General features: G+C 67.3%; 14 protein-coding genes. 7 read left to right on the plus strand and 7 right to left on the minus strand.

All coding sequences use genetic code 11. The features are described 5' to 3' along the window. Window positions 1-3: 3 nt before the first annotated feature. Window positions 4-801 carry a hydroxymethylpyrimidine/phosphomethylpyrimidine kinase gene (locus N0B71_RS12160; protein ID WP_259759122.1) on the minus strand — a complete coding sequence of 266 codons (798 nt, stop codon included), beginning with the start codon at window positions 799-801 and terminating at the stop codon, window positions 4-6. A 207-nt stretch (window positions 802-1,008) separates the two neighbouring features. Between N0B71_RS12160 and N0B71_RS12165 the strand changes: the two genes are divergently transcribed. Next, window positions 1,009-3,399, plus strand: coding sequence for a hybrid sensor histidine kinase/response regulator (locus N0B71_RS12165; protein ID WP_259759123.1), 2,391 nt, complete (start codon window positions 1,009-1,011; stop codon window positions 3,397-3,399). Between the two features lie 365 nt (window positions 3,400-3,764). Here the strand turns inward: N0B71_RS12165 and N0B71_RS12170 are convergent, their stop codons facing one another. Next, window positions 3,765-4,787, minus strand: a complete 1,023-nt coding sequence (locus N0B71_RS12170; RefSeq protein ID WP_017521793.1) for a branched-chain amino acid aminotransferase — start codon at window positions 4,785-4,787, stop codon at window positions 3,765-3,767. Window positions 4,788-5,173: 386 nt separating this feature from the next. On the opposite strand from N0B71_RS12170, the gene N0B71_RS12175 reads away from it, so the two are divergent. Both N0B71_RS12175 and N0B71_RS12180 read left to right on the plus strand, forming a co-directional pair. Beyond that, window positions 5,174-5,836, plus strand: a complete 663-nt coding sequence (locus tag N0B71_RS12175; RefSeq protein ID WP_259759124.1) for a TetR/AcrR family transcriptional regulator — start codon at window positions 5,174-5,176, stop codon at window positions 5,834-5,836. Next, entirely contained in the window at window positions 5,833-7,482 is a 1,650-nt protein-coding gene (locus N0B71_RS12180; protein ID WP_259759125.1) for an acyl-CoA dehydrogenase family protein, read from the plus strand. Before N0B71_RS12175 ends, N0B71_RS12180 begins: the two co-directional genes overlap by 4 nt. Before the next feature lie 31 nt (window positions 7,483-7,513). Here N0B71_RS12180 and N0B71_RS12185 read toward each other — a convergent pair whose 3' ends face one another. Next, window positions 7,514-7,846, minus strand: a complete 333-nt coding sequence (locus N0B71_RS12185) for a type II toxin-antitoxin system RelE/ParE family toxin (protein WP_259759126.1) — start codon at window positions 7,844-7,846, stop codon at window positions 7,514-7,516. Then, window positions 7,843-8,118: a type II toxin-antitoxin system Phd/YefM family antitoxin gene (locus N0B71_RS12190; protein ID WP_259759540.1), complete on the minus strand. Its 276-nt coding sequence runs from the start codon at window positions 8,116-8,118 to the stop codon at window positions 7,843-7,845. The genes N0B71_RS12185 and N0B71_RS12190 overlap by 4 nt, the downstream gene beginning before the upstream one ends. Before the next feature lie 148 nt (window positions 8,119-8,266). On the opposite strand from N0B71_RS12190, the gene amn reads away from it, so the two are divergent. The 3 genes from amn to N0B71_RS12205 all read left to right on the plus strand — a co-directional run bounded on the left by amn (window position 8,267) and on the right by N0B71_RS12205 (window position 11,382). Further along, complete coding sequence (amn, locus tag N0B71_RS12195; RefSeq protein ID WP_416789190.1) at window positions 8,267-9,751, plus strand: AMP nucleosidase; 1,485 nt, start codon at window positions 8,267-8,269, stop codon at window positions 9,749-9,751. 174 nt (window positions 9,752-9,925) lie between these two features. Then, the gene (gene deoC / locus N0B71_RS12200) at window positions 9,926-10,702 is read left to right on the plus strand and encodes a deoxyribose-phosphate aldolase (RefSeq protein ID WP_259759128.1); all 777 of its coding nucleotides are present in this window, start codon (window positions 9,926-9,928) and stop codon (window positions 10,700-10,702) included. 116 nt (window positions 10,703-10,818) lie between these two features. After that, entirely contained in the window at window positions 10,819-11,382 is a 564-nt protein-coding gene (locus N0B71_RS12205) for a hypothetical protein (RefSeq protein WP_259759129.1), read from the plus strand. Window positions 11,383-11,766: 384 nt separating this feature from the next. Here the strand turns inward: N0B71_RS12205 and N0B71_RS12210 are convergent, their stop codons facing one another. Beyond that, the gene (locus N0B71_RS12210) at window positions 11,767-12,813 is read right to left on the minus strand and encodes an MBL fold metallo-hydrolase (RefSeq protein ID WP_259759130.1); all 1,047 of its coding nucleotides are present in this window, start codon (window positions 12,811-12,813) and stop codon (window positions 11,767-11,769) included. Between the two features lie 156 nt (window positions 12,814-12,969). On the opposite strand from N0B71_RS12210, the gene N0B71_RS12215 reads away from it, so the two are divergent. After that, on the plus strand, window positions 12,970-13,536 hold the full coding sequence (locus N0B71_RS12215) for a pseudouridine synthase (RefSeq protein WP_259759541.1): 567 nt from the start codon (window positions 12,970-12,972) through the stop codon (window positions 13,534-13,536). 20 nt (window positions 13,537-13,556) lie between these two features. On the opposite strand, the gene N0B71_RS12220 is transcribed toward N0B71_RS12215, so the two are convergent. Together N0B71_RS12220 and N0B71_RS12225 are read right to left on the minus strand one after the other, a co-directional pair. Next, window positions 13,557-13,760 carry a DUF2788 domain-containing protein gene (locus tag N0B71_RS12220; protein ID WP_015475469.1) on the minus strand — a complete coding sequence of 68 codons (204 nt, stop codon included), beginning with the start codon at window positions 13,758-13,760 and terminating at the stop codon, window positions 13,557-13,559. A gap of 797 nt (window positions 13,761-14,557) precedes the next feature. After that, window positions 14,558-15,037, minus strand: a complete 480-nt coding sequence (locus N0B71_RS12225) for an Lrp/AsnC family transcriptional regulator (RefSeq protein ID WP_259759131.1) — start codon at window positions 15,035-15,037, stop codon at window positions 14,558-14,560. Window positions 15,038-15,109: the final 72 nt, after the last annotated feature.

The raw sequence follows: 15,109 nt of genomic DNA on the forward strand, positions 1-15,109 counted from the left end.
AGATCAGTTGCAGTAGTCCAGCGGCAGGCGGCGTGGCACGTACTGGCCATGGCCGGGCGCTTCCGCGTCGCGCAGGGTGCGCCAGGTGTAGTCCAGGGCGCTGCGCACCGCGCTCACGAGTTCTTCGCCCAGGGCCAGGCGGCCGGCGAGGGTGCTGGCCAGGGTGCAGCCCGAGCCGTGGTAGCTGCCCGGCAGGCGCTGGCAGGTAAAGGTGTGGCGCTGGCCGTCACGGGTGTACAGGCGATTGTGCACCTCGGATTCGTCGCCGTGGCCGCCGGTGATCAGCAGGGTCTGGATGAACGGCAGCAGCTTCTCGGCGCACTCGTCCGCGCTGCCTTCGGGCAGTTCGGCGAGGATGCGCGCCTCCGGCAGGTTCGGCGTCGCCACGGCGGCGATCGGTAGCAGGCGCTCGCGCATGGCATAGCCGACGTCGTCCTTGCCCAGCGAGCCGCCGCCGCCGGCGCGCAGCACCGGGTCGCAGACCAGCGGGATGCCCGGCAGCGACTGCATGATCTCGACCACCGTGTCGACCATCTGCACCGAGCCGAGCATGCCCAGCTTGACCGCGGCCACCGGCAGGTCGGCGATCACGGCGTTGGCCTGGGCCAGCACCCACTCGCGGTCGAGCACGCGGAAGTCGGAAACGTTGACGGTATCCTGAACGGTCAGCGCGGTGACAGTAGGCGCCGCGTGGCAGCCTTGGGCGATCAGGGCTTCGATATCGGCCTGCAGGCCGGCACCGCCACTGGGATCGTGGCCGGACAGGCAGAGCACTACGGGACGGGAGGCAGGTGTTTTCATGGCGCGGGAGCTTATCACCAAAACGCGCCGCTGAGCTGACCGAACGGTCCACGGCAATCACCGTGCCGCGCTCTGCGCGAATCGTCGAATGCCACGGGCCACAAGGGCTGTGCTAGAGTTCGCCGATTCCAACACAACGCCACCACGGTGCGCCAAAGCGGGAGATGGGGATCTCCGGCGTGGCTGTCGGCGGCACTGCGGGGCACCATGCGGCACTGGCTGATCTTCCTGATCCTTCTCATCCTCTCGCCAGTGGCGAGCGCCATCAGCTTCGACGAGCACGTCGGGCAGTTGCCCTTGGGGCGGGCGATGGATGTCTTCGAGGACGTGCGCGGCACGGCCGACATCGCCGAGATCAGCTCGCCGGCGCTGGCCGCCAGCTTCCGGCGCCATGAGCGCGACGTGCTCAACGCCGGTTATTCGCGCTCGGTGTTCTGGTTGCGCCTGGACCTGGACTACCAGCCCAAGGCTTCCAGCGACCCGGCCAACTGGCTGCTGGAGCTGGCCTACCCGCCGCTGGACAAGCTCGACCTGTACCTGCCCGACGGCCGCGGCGGCTTCGCGCTGGCCCAGCGCACCGGCGATACCCTGCCATTCGACAGCCGGCCGATTCGCCAGAACAACTACCTGTTCGATCTCAAGCTGGAGCCGAACCAACCGCTGCGCGTCTACCTGCGCCTGGAAAGCCAGGGCTCGATCCAGGCACCGCTGACGCTCTGGTCGCCCAAGGCGTACCTGGAAGAACAGCCGGGACGCATCTACGTGCTGGGCATCATCTATGGCGTGCTGCTGGTGATGATGATCTACAACCTGTTCATCTTCCTCAGCGTCCGCGACACCAGCTACCTCTACTACATCCTTTATATAGCCTCGTTCGGCTTCTACCAGATCTCGGTCAACGGCGCGGGCATCGAGTACTTCTGGCCGAACAACCCCTGGTGGGCCAACGCCTCCACGCCCTTCCTGATCGGCTCGGCCGGGCTGTTCGGCTGCCAGTTCGCCCGCAGCTTCCTGCACACCCGCGAGCACAGCCTGTGGATCGACCGCATCCTGCGGGTGCTGATGGGCGTCGGTGCGCTGGTGATGGTGCTGGCGCTGACCGTCAGCTACGCCATCGCCCTGCGCCTGGCCACCTACCTGGCGCTGGCCTTCACCGTGGTGATCTTCACCGCCGGCATCGTTGCCTGGCTGCGCGGCATGCGCGTGGCGCGCTATTTCATCTTCGCCTGGAGCGCCTTCCTGCTCGGCGGGATCATCAACACGCTGATGGTGCTGGGCCTGCTGCCCAACGTCTTCCTCACCATGTACGCCAGCCAGATCGGCTCGGCGCTGGAGGTCGGCCTGCTGTCCCTGGCGCTGGCGGACCGCATCAACGCCATGAAGGAGGAACGCACGCGCATCCTCCAGGAAACCAGCCGCAAGCTGGAACAACTGAACCTGGAACTGGCCAGCAGCAACCGCCTCAAGGACGAATTCCTCGCCACCGTCACCCACGAGCTGCGCACGCCGATGAGCGGCGTCATCGGTTCGCTGGAACTGATGCAGACGGTGCCGATGGATATCGAGCTGACCCAGTACCACAAGACCGCCAGCGGTTCGGCGCGGGACATGATGCGCATGGTCAACGACATCCTCGCGCTGATCGAACTGCAGGCCGGCAAGCTCTACCCGCGCCGCGAGCCGTTCAGCCTGCGCGGGCTGTGCGACGGGCTGCGCGCGCAGTACGCGCCGCGCGCCGAGGAACGCGGGCTGCGCTTCGTCCTGCAACTGGACGAGAGCCTGCCCGACACCCTCGAAGGCGACGCCGGCAAGCTGACCCAGGCGCTGGGCTACCTGATCGACAACGCCATCAAGTTCACCCACCAGGGCGGCGTGCACCTGCGCGTGGGGGGAACGACGAATGCAGAAGGGCTGGCGCTGCGCGTCGAGGTGCAGGACAGCGGCATCGGCTTCTCGACGCCGTCGGACGGTGCGCTGTATCAGCGCTTCTTCCAGCTCGACGGCTCACTCACCCGCGAGTACGGCGGCCTCGGTATTGGCCTGGCGCTGTGCCGCAAGCTGGTGGCGCTGCTGGGTGGCACCCTGAGCCACGAGTCCGTGCCGGGGCAGGGCAGCCGCTTCGCGCTGGAACTGCAGGTCGGCCAGCCGGCCCAGAGCATTGCCCCGCCGCCGCGCCGCGCCGGTGGCCAGGCGCTGCGCAGCCCGGACCAGTGCACCGTGCTGGTGGTGGAAGACAACGCCATCAACCAGCTGGTGATCCGCGGCATGCTGCTCAAGCTCGGCTACCGCGTGCGCACCGCCGACAACGGCGCCGAAGCCATCGAGCTGCTGCGCCGGGAGACCATCGACACCGTGCTGCTGGACTGCCAGATGCCGGTGATGGACGGCTTCGCCACCTGCCGCGCGATCCGCACCCTGCCGGGCTGCACGGACCTGCCCGTACTGGCCATTACCGCCCATAGCCACAGCGGCGACCGCGAGCGCTGCCTGGCTGCCGGGATGAGCGACTACATGGCCAAGCCGGTGAAGTTCGAGGAGCTGCAGACGCTGCTGCACGACTGGCTGCTGTGCCAGCCGGCGTTGCCGAGCCAGGCCTGACAGGAAGCGCGCCAGGCCTGCATGTGCCGCGGAATCCATGCCGTTCTGTTCGCGAGCAAGCTCGCTCCTACAGGTCGGCGCGCTCTTCGTAGGAGCGAGCTTGCTCGCGAACAGCTCTTAGGGCCGGCAGGCGGCAGCGGCTTACCCCTGTAGGAGCGGGCCATGCCCGCGATCACGCGCATGGCGCGCTCCTACAATGTTGCACCACGCCTGCCGAGCCGCAGGAGCGGAGTCTGTCCGCGCTTGGCCACGCTGCTAGCTGGAAACCATCACCGGCGAAGTCCGCTCCTACGACTCCGTGAGCCCATGAAAAACGCCGCGGTACCTTGCGGTAGCGCGGCGTTTCTCTGAGCGAGCTGTCAGTCTCAGTCGACCTTGACCACCCAGCCTTCCGGGCCTTCCACGTCGCCCTTCTGGATGCCGGTCAGCTCTTCGTACAGGCGACGGGTCACCGGGCCGACGTCTTCGCGGCTGAAGAACACGTGCAGGTTGTCCTTGTACTGGATGCCGCCGATCGGCGTGATCACCGCCGCGGTGCCGCAGGCGCCGGCCTCCTTGAAGCGGGCCAGATCGTCGATCTGCACGTCGCCTTCGATCACCTTCAGGCCCAGGCGCTGCTCGGCCAGTTGCATCAGCGACAGGCGGGTGATGCCTGGCAGCACGGAACTCGAGCGCGGGGTGACGAACTCGTTGTCGTGAGTGATGGCGAAGAAGTTGGCCGAGCCCACTTCCTCGATGCGGCTGTGGGTGGCCGGGTCGAGGTAGATGCAGTCGGCGAAGCCGTCTTTCTTGGCCTGGGCGCCCGGCATCAGGCTGGCGGCGTAGTTGCCGCCGACCTTGGCGGCGCCGGTGCCGTTGGGGGCGGCGCGGTCGTAGGTGGAAATCACGAAGTCATGGGGCTTCATGCCGCCCTTGAAGTAGGCGCCGACCGGGATGCAGAACACCGAGAAGATGAACTCCGGGGCCGGGCGCACGCCGATGTTGTCGCCGACGCCGATCACGAACGGGCGCAGGTACAGCGCGCCGCCGGAGCCGTACGGCGGAATGAAGCGCTCGTTGGCGCGCACGACCTGCTTGCAGGCATCGATGAACTGCTGTTCGGACACCTGCGGCATCAGCACGCGGGCGCAGCTGCGGGCCATGCGCGCGGCGTTCTGGTCCGGGCGGAACAGGTTGATCGAGCCGTCCTTGCAGCGGTAGGCCTTCAGGCCTTCGAAGCACTGCTGGCCGTAGTGCAGGGCCGAGGAGCCCTCACTAATGTGCAGGGTGTTGTCTTCGGTCAGCTTGCCGTCGTCCCACAGACCATCGCGCCAGTGGGAGATGTAACGGAAGTCGGTCTTGATGTAATCGAATCCGAGCGTGCCCCAATCGATGTCTTTCTGTTCCATGGTTGCCTCAATTCAATGGGATTACCTGCGGTTGCCGCGCGCCGAGCAAGGCAGGCGAGCATCCGGGCAGAGGGTTTGGCGGGCTCTGGCGGCGGGCTGCCCGAATCGACCAGCGATTGGGTGGCGCGGCGGGAACGGCGTTCTCCGCGGGATGGTCACCGCCAGGACTCCATCAAGACTTGCCATGATACCGGCGATATTCGCGGCTGTGGGGGCCTGCCTGCGAATATCGCTGCCATCAGTCGTCTGGAGAAACGGGCGACACGCGCCCGCGGGTGGTGCGGCGCGTTGTCCTGATTGGCCCTGCCGCTGGCGCTTTTGCCCCTTTTAGCCAAGGTCTGAAGCATGATTCACTGATTTTCATGCAATGAATTCGGATTCAGACCATGGCCTACCGACACTCCCCGGCGCGGTTGCAGAAGGACGGCGAACTGCGCGAGCGCATCCTCAGGCTGGCGCTGGCACGGGTGGCCGACGGTGGTTTCGCCGCGCTGACCATGCAGAGCCTGGCCGACGACGCCGGCATCGCCACCGGCAGCCTTTACCGGCACTTCAGCGGCAAGGGCGAGCTGGCTGCCGAGGTCTTCGCCCGCGCCAGCCAGCGCGAGGTCGATACCCTCGCAGCGCTGCTGCAGGCGCCCGGCAGCCCCGCCGAGCGCCTGCGGCGCGGCCTGCATCAGTTCGCCGCGCGCGCCTGGGGCAGCCGCCGGCTGGCCTTTGCGCTGATCGCCGAACCGGTCGACCCGGAAGTGGACGAGCAGCGCCTGATCTACCGCGAAGCCTACGCCGCGCTGTTCGTCACCCTGCTGGAGCAGGGCATCGCCGCCGGCGAATTCCAGCCCCAGCCGGTGCAACTCACCGCCGCCTGCCTGGTGGGCGCTATCGCTGAAGCGCTGGTTGGCCCGCTGTCGCCGCCGGCCCGCGCCGCGCGGGATGCCGGGCAACCCAGCGCTTCCCTGGAGGACGTCAGCGACGCCCTCGCCAGCTTCTGCCTGCGCGCCGTCGGGGCGCACACGTCTGCCACGCCTGTTACGGAGGACCCGCCATGATCCCGCACCAGTACGCCGAAACCCACGAAGTGACCAACCAGGTACCGCCGCTGGACGGCGCCAACCTCTATCGCGTCGATGTCCCGTTGCAGGAATGGGTACGCCGCTACGGCGGCGGCTGGGCCGAGCAGAAGCTCGATGCCTATGGTGCGCTGGCCGGCGGGCCGCTGATGGCGGCGGGCTTCCTCGCCAACGAGAACAAGCCGGTGTTCAAGTCCCACGACCGCTTCGGCCACCGCGTCGACCTGGTGGAGTTCCACCCGGCCTACCATGAGCTGATGCGCGCGGCCATCGAAGCCGGCATCCCGTCCATGCCCTGGACCGACCCGCGCGCCGGCGCCCACGTCGCCCGCGCCGGGATGAGCTACCTGCACAGCCAGGCCGAAGCCGGCAGCGGCTGCCCGCTGACCATGACCTTCGCCAGCGTGCCGGCCCTGCGCCTGCAACCGGACCTCGCCGAGCAGTGGCTGCCGAAGATCCTCTCCACCGAATACGACCCGCGCAACCTGCCCATCGGGCAGAAGGCCGGCGCCACCATCGGCATGGCCATGACCGAGAAGCAGGGCGGCACCGATGTACGGGCCAACACCACCCGCGCCTACCCGGTGGGCATCCCGGGGCCGGGCCAGGCCTACGAACTGGTCGGCCACAAGTGGTTCTGCTCCGCGCCGATGTGCGACGCCTTCCTCACCCTGGCCTACACCGACAAGGGCCTGACCTGCTTCCTGCTGCCCCGCCATCGCCCGGACGGCAGCCGCAACGAGTTCTACATCCAGCGCCTGAAGAACAAGCTGGGCAACTGGTCCAACGCCTCCAGCGAGGTGGAATACCGCGGCGCGCTGGCCTGGATGGTCGGCGAAGAAGGCCGCGGCGTGCCCACCATCATCGAGATGGTCGCCATGACCCGCTTCGACTGCATGGTCGGCTCCAGCTCGCTGATGCGCCAGGCACTGACCCAGGCCGCGCACCACTGCGCCTACCGCCAGGTCGGCGGCCGCGTGCTGGCCGAGCAGCCGCTGATGCAGAACGTCCTGGCCGACCTCGCGCTGGAAAGCGAAGCCGCGCTGGCGCTGACGATGCGCATGGGCCGCGCGCTGGATCACCTGCACGACGAGCAGGAGGACAAGTTCGCCCGCCTGGTCACCGCCGTGGGCAAGTACTGGATCTGCAAACGCGCCCCCGCGATGATCAACGAAGCCGCCGAATGCCTGGGTGGCGCTGGCTACGTCGAGGACACCATTCTCCCACGTCTGTACCGCGAGGCGCCGGTGAACTCCACCTGGGAAGGCTCGGGCAACGTCCAGTGCCTGGACGTGTTGCGCGCGCTGTCGAAGGAGCCGGGCGTGCTCGACGCGCTGTTCACCGAACTGGGCGACGGCCACGGGGACGCGCGCCTGGCCTCGTTCATCGGCAACCTCAAGGCCTCCTTCGCCGACACCCAGGACATCCAGTACCGCGCCCGCCAGCTCACCGAGAACGTCGCCGTCGCCCTGCAGGCCAAGCTGCTGCTGGAGGCGGGCAACTCGGTGGTTTCCGACGCCTTCATCGCCAGCCGCCTGGACGACGGCGGCCGCGTCTACGGCACCCTGCCGCGCGGGGTGGATGTGGAAGCGCTGGTGGCTCGGGCGACGCCGCATCTGGCGTGAGGTGGGAGAGCGGGGCGATGTTGCCCCGCTTTCAGCTGAGCAGGCGTTTGCTCAGCAATTGCTGGAAATCGCGCCGCCCATCGATGACCAGATGGACATGAACGGTCTTGTCGCTGATCCGGTAGATGACACGGTATGGCTTGAAGAAGACCTGGCGGTACTCCTGGATGCCTAGCTTCATCAATTCCCGCAGGTGACCGCCGCGCTGGGGTTGTTGGACCAGTTCGGCAATGGTTCGCAGCAATTGGTCGAGCACGTAGTCGGCGTTCTCGCGGCAGTCGAAATCGGCGATGTAGTCATAGATCCCTTCCAGGTCCCGCTCTGCGCCGCGCGTGATCAGAACCTCATAGGTCACGTCGCTCACGGTTGCAGGCGACGCTTGCGCAAGCGCTCCGTGACATCACCTAGCGTGCTGGTCTGGCCAGTGGCAATTTCCTGATTACCCAACGCGAGAATTTTCAGAAGCGCCAGCGTTTCCTGGGTTTCCTCATAGGACCGCACGTCCTGAATCACCGCTTTGGCTTCGCCATTCTGGGTGATGATCAGGGGCTCCTGTTGTTCGGCCAGTTGCTTGAGCACTTCGGCGGCGTTGGATTTCAGGTAGCTGATGGGTTTGACCTGGCTGGAATAGCGCACGATGACCACCTGTGGTGAGGATCGAATAAAGACTTTATAAAGTCCGATTTGCCTATGGTGTCGCTGGTCAGGCTGAAGATCAAGGGCGAAATCTGTCATCCCTTTCCGTGCCGGAAGCAGGCAAGATGGAGCTGATCGTTCAGACAGGATGCCCACCATGAGTCTTACGACTGGCGACGAGTTCTTCGTCGCGCAGACGGCCGAGGAGGCCGTCGATCAACTGGCCTTGCTTCACGAGCGCGCCACCGGCGCCCTGAACCAGGCGCTCAAGCGGTACCTCAAGGACCGCGAAGTCCCCGACGCGCAGCAGCGCGAACAATTCCGCTACCCGCTGCTGCGGGTGACCTACCTGTGCCAGGGCGAAGTGCCCTCCACGACCCGCGCCTACGCCAAGGTCCAGGTGCCCGGCACCTACGCGGTGACCATCACCCAGCCCAAGGCCTTCCGCAAATACCTGCTGGAGCAGCTGCGACCGCTGATGGAAGACTTCACCGTGCGGGTGGAGGTCGGCGTCAGCCAGCAGAACATTCCCTACCCCTACGTCGTGGAGGGTGGCGACGAGCTGGGCGGCTCTGGTGTGACCGCCGCCGAGCTGGCGCGGGTGTTCCCCAGCACCGATCTGTCGGCGACCTCCGACGGCGTCGCGGACGGCCTGTACGAATGGGAGAACGCCGACCCGATGCCGCTGGCGCTGTTCGATGCCGCGCGGACCGACTTCTCCCTGCGCCGCATGGTGCATTACACCGGCAGCGACTGGCGCCATGTGCAGCCGTGGATCCTGCTGACCAACTACCACCGCTACGTCGACCAGTTCATCCACCTGGGCCTGGAGCGCCTGCGCGATGACCCGCGCTTCGTGCGCATGGTGCTGCCGGGCAACGTGATCATCGAACGCGGCACGGACGAAGGCGAGGCCAACGCCATCGTCGCCAGCGTCGAGTGGCACCGCTTCCAGATGCCGGCCTATCACCTGATCGCCGAGGACGGCGACGGCGTGACCCTGGTGAACATCGGCGTCGGCCCGTCCAATGCGAAGAACATCACCGACCACCTGGCCGTGCTGCGCCCGCACTGCTGGCTGATGGTCGGCCACTGCGGCGGCCTGCGCCAGTCCCAGACCATCGGCGACTACGTGTTGGCCCACGCCTACATGCGCCGCGATGGCATCCTCGACCGCGTGCTGCCGCCGCACATCCCGATTCCGGCGCTGGCCGAAGTGCAGCTGGCGCTGCAGGAGGCCGCCGCGCTGGTGACCGGTGAACGCGGCGACCAGCTCAAGCGCCGCTTGCGCACCGGCACCGTGCTCACCTACGACGACCGCAACTGGGAGCTGCACTGGGCCCAGGAGCGCCCGTTGATCAACCTGGCGCGGGCGATTGCGGTGGACATGGAAAGCGGCACCATCGCCGCCCAGGGCTACCGCCTGCGGGTGCCCTACGGCACGCTGCTGTGCGTGTCGGACAAGCCCCTGCACAGCGAGATCAAGCTGCCCGGGGCCGCGACGGCCTTTTACCAGCGTGCGGTGAGCCAGCACCTGTCCATTGGCATCGCGGCCGTGGACCTGCTGCGCACGCAGCTCAACTCGTTGCACTCGCGCAAGCTGCGCAGCTTCGACGAGCCACCGTTCCGCTGATCTGCGACAGCACACGGGGTGGCCTCCGGAGCGATGGTGGTCGCCTCAGCTGCATCAAGGCCGCAGCGCAGGACGTCACGCGCCAGCGTTATCCGCCGTGCAGGTCGCGGCGGATAACCCGTTTCAGGTTGTGCGCCCTGCGGTGCGGAAAAGAGTCGATGGAGAGCGTTGCCGATGACCGATCCTCGCAAGACCCCGGCGGGCCGCGTGCTCGCCCTGCTGGACCTGACGTCGCTGAACCCCGGCGATGATCTGCAAAGCACCGTGGACCTCTGCCGCCGGGCCTTGACGCCCTACGGCGAAGTGGCGGCGGTGTGCGTGTCGCCCAAGCTGGTGCATGTGGCCCGGCGCACACTCAATACCCTGGGCGGGCGCGATGTGCGGGTTGCCAGTGTGTGCAACTTCCCCGCCGGCGATGCGCCGCTGGCCGAGGTGGTGGAGGAGGTGCGCAAGACCCTCGCCGAGGGGGCCGACGAGATCGACCTGGTGTACCCCTGGCGCGCGCTCAAGGCCGGCCGTGCGACCGGCGCGGTGGACTTGATCCGCACCTGCAAGACGCTGTGCGGGCCGTATCACCGGCTCAAGGTGATCCTCGAAACCGGCGAGCTGGCCGACCCGGAACTGATCCGCACGGCCTGCCGCGAAGCCATCGCCGGCGGCGCCGACTTTCTCAAGACCAGCACCGGCAAGGCGACGCTGAACGCCACGCCGGAGGCCGTGAAGGTCATGCTCGAATGCCTTGCGGAGGCGGGCGGCAAGGTCGGCCTGAAAGTCTCCGGTGGCCTGCGCACGCTGGCCGACGCGCAGGTCTATGTGACGCTGGTGGAAGAGCGCTTCGGCGCGGGCTGGATCCAGCCGGAACACCTGCGTTTCGGGGCGTCCGCACTGCTCGACGATCTGCTGCGCGAGCTCGGCGGGCAGGCGCGGCCGGTCTCCACGCGGGACTATTGAACGGCCCGCGTTGACGCCGCTCCCCTCGGGCCTAGAATGCTCGCCTTTCGCGCCACGGGGAACAGTGGCGCGTCCCTCCGGTCGGACCTTCGCCGACCTCTTCCGCTGGTGATCCGATGCCATTTCGCGCCCCCTCGCACCTCACCAATCCGCTGCGTCGCTTCGCCCGTCGCCTGGTGGAAAACGCCACGCCGGAAGTCGCCGCGCCGCTCCCGCTGCCCGACAGCATCGCTGGCGAACCCTGGTTCTCCGTGGGCAAGGCGGTGGAGGGCCTGGGCGGGGAACGGGTGGATGGCTGGTGCCTGGAGGAGTGGCCGGGGCTGGCCTTGCGCGCGCGCTTCAGCGCCTGCTGGCGCGACGGCCAGGGCCGCCTGTGGAACGTGCTGCCGGGTGGCGAGGCGATTGCCTTCCTGCCCGACCCGGCGCGCCGCTATGAAGGCGTGCCGCTGGCCGAGCAACTGCACGCCCTGGCGCGGGACGAGCTGCTGGAGGACTACCTGTGGCTCAGTCGCGAGCTGGGCAAGCCACACCTGGACGACGAGCGTCGGGAAGTCCGCGAGTCCATGCGCCAGCGCCTGGAAAGCTGGCTGGAGCTGGGCGGCCGGGGCGACAAGCCGTGCCCGTGCCACAGCGGCAAGCGCTATCGCAACTGCTGCAGCAAGCGGGTGCGGGAGAACTGACGCCGGTCGTGGTAGGCGCGAGCTGGCTCTCGATCTGTTGAGGCGCCGTCCGCTCCTGCATGAACTCCTGCGCGAGGGCCTCCCCTCTCCCTAACCCTCTCCCTGAAGGGAGAGGGGACTGTTTGGTGCAAGTTGGAGCCGAAGTGTCAGCCGGCACGGACAACTGCCTCTCCCTTCGGAGCGGGCGCGCAGTCAGGCCGGGGACGGGGCAGGCAGCGGCGCGATATTTCAGGCAGGAGCGCACTTTGTCCGCGATGTGCCACAGGCCGGCTCAGCGCTGCCGGCAATCTATCGCGGACGGAGTCCGCTCCTACGCCAGCCGGCAAGCGCTGGTGTTTCCTTGTAGGAGCGGGCCACGCCCGCGATCGCGCGCTTGGCGCGCTCCTACAGTGACGCATCCGGCATCGGGGGAACGAGCCACTGCTCACCCGGCTTCGGCGCGCGGAAGCGCTCCGGCGCCACGCCGCGTTGCTGCAGGGCCGCCGCCAGGTCGCTGACCGGCGTGAACTGGCCTTCGTCGCTAAGGCGGAAGGTGCCGAAGTGAATGGCCATGCTGCACTGCGAGTCGAGGTGCTGGTGCGCCTGCACCGCGTCGTCCGGGTTCATGTGGTGGTGGCGCATGAACCAGCGCGGCTCGTAGGCGCCGATGGGCAGGGCGGCGAAGCGCATGGGGCCGAAGCGCTCGTGCATCAGCCGGAATTCCTCGCCCAGCCCGGTATCGCCGGGGAACAGCAGCGGGCCGTCCGGCGACTCCAGTACGAAGCCCATCCATAGCGTGCGGTTGGTGTCGCGCCGCGAACGCGCCGACCAGTGCTGCGCCGGCACGCCGGTGAGCAGCAGGCCCTCGGGCATCGGCAGGCTCTGCCACCAGTCCAGCTCCGCCACGTCATGGAAGCCGCACGCGCGGATCAGCTCGCCGTTGCCCAGGCCGGTCACGACCCTGGCCGCCGGAAAACGCCGGGCCAGCTCGCGCAGGCTGTGGATATCCAGGTGGTCGTAGTGGTTGTGGCTGACCAGGATCAGGTTGATCGGCGGCAGCTCGTCCAGCGCAAGGCCCGGCGGATGCACGCGCTTGGGCCCGGCGAAGCTGAACGGGCTGGTGCGCTCGCACCACAACGGGTCGGTGAGGATGTTCAGGCCGCGGTGCTGGATCAGCAGGGTGGCGTGGTTGATGTAGGTGACGCGCAGTTCGTCGCCTTCGACGTGCGCCGGGGTTTCCGGGCGGGTCTGCGGGCCGGGCTGGACGACCCACGCCGCCTGGCGGCCGCGCTCGCGCTGCCACTTGAGGAAGGCGCGCAAGCCGTGGTGCGGCTGGCGGTCGAGGTTGTGGAAGCGCTGCCCGTCGAAGTGCGCGCTGCGCGGGCCGCGATAGCGCGCGCCGAGACGGCCGCTGAGGTTCTGCAAGGTGATCAGCCAGGTGGGGTGGCTCATGGGCGTGCTCGTGCCTGCTATTGCAGTGGGGACTCGGCACAACCTAGCATGCCGGGAATTTGCCGTACGCCTACCTCGGTTACTAGTCTTTTCGCCATGCCCCGTCCTCCGCGCCCTGCCAATCGCCGTCCCGCCGCCCGTCCCGCGCCTCGCCGCGTGGCCAAGGCGCCGCCGGCGCAGCCCAAGCTGATCCTGCTGAACAAGCCGTTCGACGTGCTGACGCAATTCAACGACAGCGAAGGCCGCGCGACACTGAAGGATTTCGTCGATGTACCGGGCGTCTACCCGGCCGGGCGCCTGGACCGCGACAGCGAAGGCCTGTTGCTGCTGACCAATGACGGCCGCCTGCAGGCGCGCATCGCCGACCCCAGGCACAAGCTGCCGAAGACGTATTGGGTGCAGGTGGAGGGCGAGCCGAGCGACGAGCAGCTCGACCAGTTGCGCCAGGGCGTGCAGCTCAACGATGGCCCGACCCTGCCGGCCGAGGCGCGGCGCCTGGAGGAGCCGCAGCTGTGGGAGCGCGACCCGCCGGTGCGTTTCCGCAAGTCGGTGCCCACCGCCTGGCTGGAACTGGTGATCCGCGAGGGACGCAACCGCCAGGTGCGGCGGATGACGGCGGCGGTCGGCCTGCCCACCCTGCGCCTGGTGCGCGTACGCATCGGGCCGTGGCAGCTGGATGGGCTGCAGCCGGGGCAGTGGCGGGAAGTCAGCCCCGAGCTGTGAGGCTCAGGGCGAGGCGCGCGTCAGAAGCCGCCTTCGAGGCCGGCGACGACCACGGACTTGATCAGGAAGCCAAGCACGCCCAGGCCCAGGGCGAAGAACAGCACCATGGTGCCCATGCGGCCGGCCTTGGACTTCTTGGCGAGGTCCCAGACGATGAAGGCCATGAACAGGATCAGGCCGGTCACCAGGCCATACATCATCCAGTCTTCGAAACTTTCGTTCATTGCAGCTCCTGCCCGGTGCGGAAGGTGTCCGAGGGACGCCGGGGCGCGGTGGTGGTGAAGAAGGCGCGCATTATACGCATGCGGCGCTGTGGTGTTCAGAACCGTTCATAAAATGATCAGTTCCTGCTGTGGGACGGGTGGATCACCCTGGAAATTCCCGCGGGCGCGGGGTTGGCGAGGAAATCTGCGGTGTCGGCTTCGTTGGGCGGGAGGCTGGGTGCGGTGATGTGTCGCAGGAGGGCGTCGGCTTTGCCGACGGACCGTGGGCCTGGCCTGTTCCTGCGAGGCCGTTCAGAGTGAAGCGGTTCGCGAGCAAGCTCGCTCCTACGAAGCTCCGGAGTTTGACTGGATTGTAGGAGCGAGCTTGCTCGCGAACAGTCCGTAGGGCGCATAACGCGCCAGCGTTATCCGCCGTCGAGGTATCGGCGGATAACCCGTTCCGGGTTATGCGCCCTACTTACAGCCACCGGCTCGGGCTCTGGATCTTGAGGTCTTCCAGCGAGATATCCGCACGCTCCGGAATCCCCTTTCAGGAGGCCGAAGGTGATCGGAGTTTCAGGGGTTGAGCGACATGGATGTCGCGGCGGGCCCCTGGAACTCCGAAGAACCGAGGGTACTTTTCGCGAAGCGAAAAGCCGGATGGCAGGGGCGAGACCTTTGCCTCCTTTGGGGCGTTTGCCAAAGGAGGTCGCCCGAGGGGGCGAAGCACGGAGTCCGCGAGGACGCCGAAGCGGCGCATAACACCCAGGCCAAAAGCATCGCGGAGAAGCTCCGCTCCTACAAAAAAACCTCCCGGCTCAGACCCGCAGGTGATCCAGCGGCAGCTCGGTGCTCGCCAGCACGTTGCGCAGTACGAAGCTCGACCGCACGCTGGTGACGCCCTCGATGCGGGTCACGGTACCCAGCAGGAACTGCTGGTAATGGTCCATGTCCGGCACCATCACCTTGAGCTGGTAGTCCGCGTCCATGCCGGTCACCAGGCTGCACTCCAGCACCTCGGGGCATTTGCCGATGATCTGCTGGAAGTGCTCGAACCGCTCCGGCGTGTGGCGGTCCATGCCGATCAGCACGAAGGCGGTGAGGCTCAGGCCGAGCTTGCGGCTGTCCAGCAGGGCGACCTGGCGGACGATGTAGCCGTCGTCCTCGAGCTGCTTGACCCGCCGCGAGCAGGGCGAAGGCGACAGGCCGATGCGTTCGGCCAACTCCTGATTGGAGATGCGCGCATCGCGCTGCAGTTCGGCGAGAATTCGCAGATCGTAACGGTCCAGCTTGTCCATGAAAGCCTCGTCTTTCGAATGAATTGCGCTTATGGCGTAATTTTTGGTGATTTATTGCTCAGGTGGTGCCTG

The sequence above is a fragment of the Pseudomonas sp. GCEP-101 genome (assembly GCF_025133575.1).
Classification (GTDB): Bacteria; Pseudomonadota; Gammaproteobacteria; order Pseudomonadales; family Pseudomonadaceae; genus Pseudomonas; species Pseudomonas nitroreducens_B.

Bases quoted from the DNA above. Each gene is read 5' to 3' on its own strand.
- amn (WP_416789190.1), top strand. From the start codon at position 8,267: ATGCCCACCATGAGTCTTACGACTGGCGACGAGTTCTTCGTCGCGCAG.
- N0B71_RS12225 (WP_259759131.1), bottom strand. From the start codon at position 15,037: ATGGACAAGCTGGACCGTTACGATCTGCGAATTCTCGCCGAACTGCAG.
- N0B71_RS12175 (WP_259759124.1), top strand. From the start codon at position 5,174: ATGGCCTACCGACACTCCCCGGCGCGGTTGCAGAAGGACGGCGAACTG.
- N0B71_RS12205 (WP_259759129.1), top strand. From the start codon at position 10,819: ATGCCATTTCGCGCCCCCTCGCACCTCACCAATCCGCTGCGTCGCTTC.
- N0B71_RS12170 (WP_017521793.1), bottom strand. From the start codon at position 4,787: ATGGAACAGAAAGACATCGATTGGGGCACGCTCGGATTCGATTACATC.
- N0B71_RS12210 (WP_259759130.1), bottom strand. From the start codon at position 12,813: ATGAGCCACCCCACCTGGCTGATCACCTTGCAGAACCTCAGCGGCCGT.
- N0B71_RS12160 (WP_259759122.1), bottom strand. From the start codon at position 801: ATGAAAACACCTGCCTCCCGTCCCGTAGTGCTCTGCCTGTCCGGCCAC.
- deoC (WP_259759128.1), top strand. From the start codon at position 9,926: ATGACCGATCCTCGCAAGACCCCGGCGGGCCGCGTGCTCGCCCTGCTG.
- N0B71_RS12180 (WP_259759125.1), top strand. From the start codon at position 5,833: ATGATCCCGCACCAGTACGCCGAAACCCACGAAGTGACCAACCAGGTA.
- N0B71_RS12220 (WP_015475469.1), bottom strand. From the start codon at position 13,760: ATGAACGAAAGTTTCGAAGACTGGATGATGTATGGCCTGGTGACCGGC.
- N0B71_RS12165 (WP_259759123.1), top strand. From the start codon at position 1,009: ATGCGGCACTGGCTGATCTTCCTGATCCTTCTCATCCTCTCGCCAGTG.